Raw genomic sequence first — 2,795 nt, 5'->3', positions numbered from 1 at the left:
TCTACGGCGCCCAGTTCAAGCATGAGCAGCGCGCTGCCGAGGCCGCCGCGCACCGGGCGTTCTACGAGGAGCAGGGTGACCAGCGCCCGTCCCTACCTTCCGGGGCCGGCACCCGGCCGGTCCGGTCCGGGGCGGGCACGACGGGCCCACCCGGCGCGTCGCGCGGCGCGCCGGGGTGGGGGCACGCCACCACCGGCCGGGACCGACTAGCGTCGGGGCGTGACCCACGCTGCTCCCGTCTCCCCGGTCGACCGCGCCGGCCTGCGCCAACGGATCGACAAGGCGCTCACCGAGTTCCTCACCGGCCAGCGTGGCTGGCTGACCGCCGTCGACGACGGCCTGCTGCCGGTCGCCGAGGCGATCGAGGCGTTCGTGCTGGGCGGCGGGAAGCGACTGCGGCCGGCCTTCGGCTACTGGGGCTACCGGGGCGCCGGCGGGGTCGACTCCGACCAGGTCGTCGCCGCCCTGGCCGCGCTGGAGTTCGTGCAGGCCAGCGCGTTGATCCACGACGACCTGATGGACCGTTCCGACACCCGGCGGGGTGAGCCGGCGGTGCACCGGCGCTTCGCCGCGCGCCACCGCGCGGCCGGCTGGGGCGGCGACGCCGACTCCTTCGGCGACGCCGCGGCGATCCTGCTGGGCGACCTCTGCCTGGTCTGGTCCGACGAGCTGCTGCACTCGGCCGGCCTGGCGCCGACGACCGTGGCGCGGGCCCGGCCGGTCTTCGACGAGATGCGCACCGAGGTGACCGTGGGGCAGTACCTGGACGTGCTGACCCAGGCCACCGGCGACACGTCGCTGGAACGGGCCGGCAAGGTGGCGCGGTACAAGTCGGCGAAGTACACGGTCGAGCGCCCGCTGCTGCTGGGCGCCGCGCTGGCCGGCGCGCCGGCCGAGGTGCACGCGGCCTACTCGGCGTACGGGCTGCCGCTGGGCGAGGCGTTCCAGCTCCGCGACGACGTGCTGGGTGTCTTCGGCGACCCGGAGCGCACCGGCAAGCCGGCCGGCGACGACCTGCGCGAGGGCAAGCGGACGTATCTGGTGGCGGCGGCCCTGGAGACGCTCGACCCGGCCGGCCGGGAGCTGCTCCTGAGCGGTCTGGGCGCGCCGGACCTGGACGCCGCCGGGGTGGCCCGGCTGCGTGAGCTGATCACGTCGAGCGGCGCGCTGGCCCGGACCGAGCGCCGGATCGCCACGCTGACCGAGGGCGCCCTGGCCGCGCTCACCACCGTCGACCTCGACACCGAGGCCCGCCAGGCCCTGGTCGACCTGGCCATGGCCGCCACCCGCCGCACCGACTGACCCACCCGCCCGCTCCCCCCGCCGGCGCCGGCGATCATGAAGTTGGCGGCGGAGTGGATCTCCGATCGTGCCGTCAACTTCATGATCGACCGTGCTGGACGTGCCCAGGGGGGTGGGTCAGAAGGCGACGGCCTGGGCGCGGCGCTTGACCTCGCGAGCCAGGTCGCCGCCGAGCGCGACGGCCGGCGTACCGGGCAGGGACGGGTCCTCCCGGTAGAGCCAGCGCAGCGCCTCCTCGTCGTCGTACCCGGCGTCGGCGAGCAGGTTGAGCACGCCGGGCAGGTGCTTGAGCACGGTGCGGTTGGCCACCAGGTCGGCGGGGATCCGGCGGACACCGTCGCGGCGTACCGCGAGCAGCTCGCGGTCCCGGATCATCTGGTGCACCTTGCTGATCGACAGGTCGAGGCGCTCGGCCACGTCGGGCAGCGTCAGCCAGCCGGCCGGGTCGGTCGGTCCGGGCAGGTCGGCGCCCGTCTCGGTGGGTACGGAATCGGTCACCCGACCACCCTGCCACGTGCCCGTCCCTCCTGGTGCACGGCACCCCCGGACCCGGGGCGGCAGCGCGGCGGTCCCCCCTCGGCCGAACCCGGCGGTAGCATCCTGTTCAACCTTCACCGTCCCGACACATAGACTGCCTGCCGATGGACACACAGGTCGCCGACACGTTGCTGGGCTCGCTGATCGACGGGCGCTACCGCATTCGCGGTCGCGTGGCTCGTGGCGGCATGGCGACCGTGTACACCGCCACCGACGAGCGCCTGGAGCGCACCGTGGCGGTCAAGATCATTCACCCCACCCAGGCGCCGCAGGCGCGGGCCCGGATGGCCGGATTCGTCGAGCGCTTCACCGACGAGGCCAAGACCATCGCCCGGCTCACCCACCCCAACGTCGTCGCGGTCTACGACCAGGGCATCCACGCCGGCCTGCCCTACCTGGTGATGGAGTACGTCCGCGGCCGGACCCTGCGCGACGTGCTCGCCGAGCGGCGCCGGCTGGGCCCGGACGAGGCGCTCGCCATCGCCGAGCAGATGCTCGCGGCGATCGCCGCCGCGCACCGGGCCGGGCTCGTGCACCGCGACGTCAAGCCGGAGAACGTGCTGGTCGCCGAGGCGCCCACCGGCGGCAGCGGCAACCTGGTCGACGGCGTGGTCAAGGTGGCCGACTTCGGGCTGGCGCGGGCCGTCGAGGCGAGCGCCGAGGAGGACAACGGCAACCAGCTCATGGCGACCGTCGCCTACGTGGCGCCGGAGCTGGTCACCCAGGGGCACGCGGACCCGCGCACCGACGTCTACTCCGCCGGCATCGTGCTGTTCGAGATGCTCACCGGCCGGGTGCCCTACGACGGTGACCGCCCGGTCGAGGTCGCCTGGCAGCACGTCGACCGCGACGTACCGGCCCCCTCGACCCTGGTCCCGGCGCTCCCGCCGGTCCTCGACGCGCTCGTCGCCCGGGCCACCCGGCGCGACCCGGCCGCGCGCCCGGCCGACGCCGGC

The 2,795-nt window shown here is 75.0% G+C and carries 3 protein-coding genes; 2 read left to right on the top strand and 1 reads right to left on the bottom strand.

Features of this window, described 5'->3' with window-relative positions; all coding sequences use genetic code 11:
* Positions 1–219: 219 nt before the first annotated feature.
* Positions 220–1,302 (top strand): polyprenyl synthetase family protein, encoded by a 1,083-nt coding sequence (locus HUW36_RS30010; protein WP_174531172.1) that lies wholly within the window; start codon positions 220–222, stop codon positions 1,300–1,302.
* 117 nt (positions 1,303–1,419) lie between these two features.
* Here HUW36_RS30010 and HUW36_RS30005 read toward each other — a convergent pair whose 3' ends face one another.
* Positions 1,420–1,800 carry an Rv2175c family DNA-binding protein gene (locus tag HUW36_RS30005; RefSeq protein WP_396755877.1) on the bottom strand — a complete coding sequence of 127 codons (381 nt, stop codon included), beginning with the start codon at positions 1,798–1,800 and terminating at the stop codon, positions 1,420–1,422.
* A gap of 143 nt (positions 1,801–1,943) precedes the next feature.
* On the opposite strand from HUW36_RS30005, the gene HUW36_RS30000 reads away from it, so the two are divergent.
* Positions 1,944–2,795 (top strand): protein kinase domain-containing protein (locus HUW36_RS30000; protein WP_174531171.1); only part of this gene is annotated, 852 nt, incomplete at its 3' end.

This window comes from Micromonospora maritima, assembly GCF_902825405.1.
Classification (GTDB): domain Bacteria; phylum Actinomycetota; class Actinomycetes; order Mycobacteriales; family Micromonosporaceae; genus Micromonospora; species Micromonospora maritima.
This window is presented reverse-complemented; position numbering and strand designations above follow the sequence as displayed.